Source organism: Actinoplanes sp. NPDC051633 (genome assembly GCF_040681735.1).
Lineage (GTDB): Bacteria > Actinomycetota > Actinomycetes > Mycobacteriales > Micromonosporaceae > Actinoplanes.
In genome coordinates this window covers 1-5,007 of record NZ_JBFAZH010000569.1, presented here as the reverse complement: position 1 = coordinate 5,007, position 5,007 = coordinate 1, and the positions used below count along the sequence as shown (strand labels likewise).

5 protein-coding genes are annotated in these 5,007 nt (G+C 72.2%); 2 read left to right on the top strand and 3 right to left on the bottom strand.

Features of this window, described 5'->3' with window-relative positions; all coding sequences use genetic code 11:
* Both AB0M20_RS26800 and AB0M20_RS26795 read right to left on the bottom strand, forming a co-directional pair.
* Window positions 1-1,350: Tex-like N-terminal domain-containing protein (locus AB0M20_RS26800; protein WP_364302753.1), on the bottom strand; the 1,350-nt coding region annotated here is incomplete at its 3' end.
* Between the two features lie 58 nt (window positions 1,351-1,408).
* Window positions 1,409-2,083, bottom strand: a complete 675-nt coding sequence (locus AB0M20_RS26795; protein ID WP_364302751.1) for a TetR/AcrR family transcriptional regulator — start codon at window positions 2,081-2,083, stop codon at window positions 1,409-1,411.
* A 101-nt stretch (window positions 2,084-2,184) separates the two neighbouring features.
* Between AB0M20_RS26795 and AB0M20_RS26790 the strand changes: the two genes are divergently transcribed.
* Window positions 2,185-3,108: an NAD-dependent epimerase gene (locus tag AB0M20_RS26790; RefSeq protein WP_364302749.1), complete on the top strand. Its 924-nt coding sequence runs from the start codon at window positions 2,185-2,187 to the stop codon at window positions 3,106-3,108.
* 31 nt (window positions 3,109-3,139) lie between these two features.
* On the opposite strand, the gene AB0M20_RS26785 is transcribed toward AB0M20_RS26790, so the two are convergent.
* Window positions 3,140-4,063: a LuxR C-terminal-related transcriptional regulator gene (locus AB0M20_RS26785; RefSeq protein WP_364302755.1), complete on the bottom strand. Its 924-nt coding sequence runs from the start codon at window positions 4,061-4,063 to the stop codon at window positions 3,140-3,142.
* Between the two features lie 65 nt (window positions 4,064-4,128).
* Between AB0M20_RS26785 and AB0M20_RS26780 the strand changes: the two genes are divergently transcribed.
* On the top strand, window positions 4,129-4,848 hold the full coding sequence (locus tag AB0M20_RS26780; RefSeq protein ID WP_364302747.1) for a protein phosphatase 2C domain-containing protein: 720 nt from the start codon (window positions 4,129-4,131) through the stop codon (window positions 4,846-4,848).
* Window positions 4,849-5,007: the final 159 nt, after the last annotated feature.

The following is a 5,007-nucleotide window of genomic DNA, read 5'->3' as shown; positions in this document are numbered from 1 at the left end:
CTGCAGGCGGCGGGCGATCGACACCGCGCCGCGCAGCGACACGTCCATGCCGGGCAGCTCCTGCGACGCGTACGCGCTCGCCGAGTACACGCTAGCGCCCGCCTCGGAGACCATCACCTTGGTCAGCTTCAGGTCGGGGTGCTTCTTGATCAGGTCGGCGGCGAGCCGGTCGGTCTCCCGGCTCGCCGTGCCGTTGCCGATCGCGACGAGATCCACGTTGTGCTGCTTGGCCAGCTCGGCGAGCGTGTGCAGCGACTGGTCCCATTTGTTCTGCGGCACGTGCGGGTAGATCGTACTCGTGGCCACACACTTGCCGGTCCCGTCGACCACCGCGACCTTGACGCCCGTGCGGAACCCCGGATCCAGGCCCATCGTCGCCCGCGTCCCGGCCGGCGCGGCCAGCAGCAGATCGCGCAGGTTGGCGGCGAAGACCCGCACGGCCTCGTCCTCGGCCGCCTGCCAGAGCCGCACGCGCAGGTCGGCGCCCAGGTGGATGAGGATCCGGGTACGCCAGGCCCAGCGCACGGTGTCGGCCAGCCACTTGTCGCCCGGCCGCCTCTGGTCGACGATCCCGAACCGGCCCGCCACCGACGCCTCGTAGGAGCGGTCCTCCACATCGGGCTCGGCGGCCGGGTCCATCGTGAGGTCGAGGACCTCCTCCTTCTCCCCGCGGAACATCGCCAGAATCCGGTGCGACGGCAGCTTGGGGAACGGCTCGGCGAAGTCGAAGTAGTCGGCGAACTTCGCGCCGTCGGTCTCCTTGCCCTCACGCACCTTGGCCACCAGCCGGCCCCGCGTCCACATGCGCTCCCGCAGCTCACCGATGAGGTCCGCGTCCTCGGCGAAGCGCTCGATCAGGATCGCGCGGGCGCCGTCGAGGGCCGCCTGCGCATCCGCGACACCCTTGTCGGTGTCCACGAAGGCCGCCGCCTCCGCCCTCGGGTCACGCGCCGGGTCACCGAAGATCAGGTCGGCGAGCGGCTCCAGGCCGGCCTCGCGGGCGATCTGCGCGCGGGTCCGGCGCTTCGGCTTGAAGGGCAGGTAGATGTCCTCCAGCCGCGCCTTGGAGTCGGCGGCCAGGATCTGCGCCTCGAGGGCGTCGTCCAGCTTGCCCTGCGACCGGATCGACTCGAGCACCGCGGCCCGGCGCTCCTCCAGCTCGCGAAGGTAGGAGAGGCGTTCCTCCAGCGTCCGGAGCTGCTGGTCGTCGAGGGTGCCGGTGACCTCCTTGCGGTAGCGGGCGATGAACGGCACCGTGGCGCCGCCGTCGAGCAGGTCGACCGCGGCGGTCACCTGCCCCTCCCGCACTCCGAGCTCTTCCGCGATGCGCTGATGAATCGTGGTCGTCACGGCTGCGATTGTGACCGACGGTGGCACCGAATGTCGCGCCACCCCGCTTCGTGGCGCGTCATCCGCGAACGATGAGCGCCGCCTGATCCCTCAGCTGCAGCTCGAAGAACGCGCGCCGGTCGTCGATCGTGTTGTTGAGCTGGCCGAACAGCTCGGCGCTGACCGCGCCGCAGAGGTGGATCCAGGCCGACATGGCCCGCGCGACCAGGGCCGGCGGCACGTCCAGCCGGACGGTGGTGCCGATCGTGGCGAGCTCGGTGGCCAGCGGTTGCGGCGGCCGGTCGGCGTGCGCGGTCTCGCCGGCCGCGTACGCGTCGCGCACCAGCTGCCCGATCAGGATGATCACCCGGGTCGCCGGACCCACCGTGTCCCGCGGCGCCTGGTAACCGGGCACCGGGCTGCCGTAGATCAGCGCCCACTCGTGCGGGCCGGCCAGCGCCCAGTCGCGCACCGCGTGCCCCACGGCCAGGTAGCGGCCGGTGAACGGGCCCGAGCCGGCCACCGCCTCGGCCGCCTCACCCAGCGCGTTGTACGCGTCGATGATCAGCGCGGTGAGCAGCTCGTCCCGGCTGGCGAAATACCGGTACACCGCCGACGACACCATGCCGACGTCGCGCGCGACCGCCCGCAACGAGAGGTTGGCCCCGTCCTCGGCCAGGTGGCGGCGGGCGACCGCCTTGATCTCGTCGGTCATCTCGGCCCGGACCCGGGCGCGGATCGATGCTGCGCTCATGGAGACAGTCTGCCACAAACGAGAGCACTGCTCTTGACGACGCGCGATTGCGGTGGCATCGTTGGTCTGGACAGAGAGCAGTGCTCACTAAGGAGGACACCATGCACGCGATCGTTGGTTCCGGGCCCGTCGGCACCGCAACCGCCCGTCAGCTCGCCGACCAGGGCGAGCGGGTCCGCATGATCACCCGCAGCGGCCGGGGCCCGCAGCACCCACTGATCGAGCTGGTCGCCGCCGACGCCGCCGACACGCGCCGCCTCACCGAGCTCACCGAGGGCGCGTTCGCCCTCTACAACTGCGCCAACCCGCAATACACGGAGTGGGAGAAGAAGTGGCCGCCGCTCTCCGACGCGATGATCGCCGCCGCCAAGGCCAACGACCTGGTGTACGCGATCACCGGGAACCTGTACGTCTACGGTGGACCGCTGCCCGGCCCGATGACCGAGCACTCGCCGCTCGCCGCGACCGGCCGCAAGGGCCGTGTGCGGATCAAGATGTGGCAGGACGCGCTGGCCAGTGGCGTGCGCACGTTCGAGGCGCGCGGCTCCGACTACATCGGCGCGCGGGCCAACTCGATCTTCTCGTTCGCGCTGCTGCCGGCCATCGCCAAGAACCGCACGGCGTGGTGCCCGGCCGACATCGACCAGGTGCACTCGTTCACCTACACCGGCGACATGGCCCGCACGCTGATCACCCTGGCCCGCGACGAGCGGTCCTACGGCAAGGCGTGGCACGTGCCGTCGCCGGCGCCGATCGCCATCCGCGACCTGGCGCGCCGTTACTTCGCGGTCAGCGGGACCGGCCCGGTGCCGCTGCGCCGGCTGCCCCGGTGGACGACCCGCGCGGCCGGCCTGGTCTGGCCGATGGGCCGCGAGCTGGCCGAGATGGACTACCAGTTCTGGGCGCCGTTCCGCCTCGACTCGACGCTCACCGAGCGGACCTTCGGCCTGGCGCCGACCGACCTCGACGTCGCCCTCAAAGAGGTGGCCGACGACGCCGCGGCGACGGCCGCACGGACCATGTGATCGGTCGGGCCGCGTCGGTCGGGCCGCGCTTTCAGGCCGCGCGGATGGCCATCAGGGCGGCCTCGGTGCGGGAGGCCGCGCCGGTCTTGCGGAGCAGGTTGGACACGTGGACGGTCACCGTGCGGACCGAGATGCCCAGCGCCCGGGCGATCTGCTTGTTGGACATCCCCTCGGCCAGCAGCCCCAGCACCTCGCGCTCGCGTGCGGTCAGGTCCGGCGCCGGCACCAGGCCCGCCGGCCCGTTCGCGCCCTCGACGGCCAGCAGCTCCGTCAGGCGGTAGGGGTTGCCACCCGTGCGCCGCCACACCGCCTCCGCGAGGCCGGGCGTGAGCGTGCTGCCCGCGTACACGTGATCGAGAATTTGACCCACCTGGGCCGCGTCGAGACCGTTCAGGTGGTGGCGCACCGCACCCGGCACGCCGGACAGCCGCGCCAGCGTGCGTGCCGTGAGCAGCGGGGACACGGCCGCGTCGGGCGGCTGACTGGTCACCAGCAGCAGCGCGGGAAGATCCGCGGTGGCAAGCTCCGCGATCAGGTTCAGGCTCGCGGGGTCGAGGGCGTGCAGATCCTCGACCACGAGTACGCGCGGAGCACCGCCCACCAGCGCCCGGACGGTAGCCACCGCGATCCGCAGCAGCGCGTCCGGCGTGAACCGCTCCCGCGGCAGGTCCGGATCCTGCGCCAGCCAGCGCAGCGCGTCACCGGGCACGTCGAGCCCGCCGAGGTCGCGCCCGGCCAGCACCGCCGCCAGCCAGTCGTAGGGCGCGGGGGAGTGCAGCCGGGCCGACCCGACGATCGCACCCTGCGGCGCGGCGGCCGCCATCAGCGTGCTCTTGCCCGTGCCCGGCAGGCCCGTGATCACCGCCGGCACCGTGCGCCCGGTGCGTCGCACGCGCGCCCACGCCTCACGCAACTCGCGCAGCGCGCTCTCGCGTCCCACCATCGGCACCGGCATCACGACTCCAACCCTACGTAACAGGTACTAGAGACACCGAATCCGGTGCCTGGCAGTCTTGGGCCATGACCTTCGTCATCCGCGCCGTGGCCGCGACCGATCAGGGCCTGGTGCGGTCCAACAACGAGGACGCGGTCTTCGTGGGCCGGCGCCTGTTCGTGGTGGCGGACGGAATAGGGGGTCTGCCCGCGGGCGAGCTGGCCAGCGACATCGTGGTGCGGGCGCTGTCGGCCATCGACGACGAGCCCGGCAGCGACGAGCCGCTGCACGACGTGATCCGGGCCGTCGAGTCGGCGAACGGGCAGATCGAGGCCGAGGTGACCGCCGACCCGTCGCACACCGGCATGGGCACCACGGTGACCGCGCTGATGCTGGCCGGCGACCGGGTGGCCGCGCTGAACGTCGGCGACTCCCGCTGCTACCTGCTGCGCGACGGCGAGTTCACCCAGCTCACCAGAGACGACACCTACGTGCAGGCGCTGGTCGATCAAGGGGTGCTGAGCCGGGAGGACGCGCGCCGGCACCCGCAGCGGGCGCTGGTCACGCAGGCGGTGCAGGGCGGCGACTTCCGCCCGGCCGGCCGGATGATCCCGATCCGCGAGGGGGACCGGTTCCTGCTGTGCAGCGACGGGCTGACCGACTACGTCGAGGAGGACGTGATCGTGGCCACGCTGCGCGAGCACGAGGACCGCAAGACCTGCGCCGGGGAGCTGGTCCAGCGCACGCTGGAGAACGGCGCCCCCGACAACGTCACGGTGATCGTCGCCGACGTCCGCACCGCCTGATCACCCCGCACCGCCTGATCACGCCTCGTCGAGCCGCTTGACCAGGGTCTTCGGCGCGACCGCACGATAGGCGTCCTGGCACACCTCGGCGACCTCGTCCCAGTCCACCTCGCCGTCCAGGCGCACGCCGACCCAGCCGCGATGGCCGACGTACGGCGG

Coding starts and splice junctions, on each gene's coding strand:
- AB0M20_RS26790 (WP_364302749.1), top strand. CDS start 2,185: ATGCACGCGATCGTTGGTTCCGGGCCCGTCGGCACCGCAACCGCCCGT.
- AB0M20_RS26780 (WP_364302747.1), top strand. CDS start 4,129: ATGACCTTCGTCATCCGCGCCGTGGCCGCGACCGATCAGGGCCTGGTG.
- AB0M20_RS26785 (WP_364302755.1), bottom strand. CDS start 4,063: ATGCCGGTGCCGATGGTGGGACGCGAGAGCGCGCTGCGCGAGTTGCGT.
- AB0M20_RS26795 (WP_364302751.1), bottom strand. CDS start 2,083: ATGAGCGCAGCATCGATCCGCGCCCGGGTCCGGGCCGAGATGACCGAC.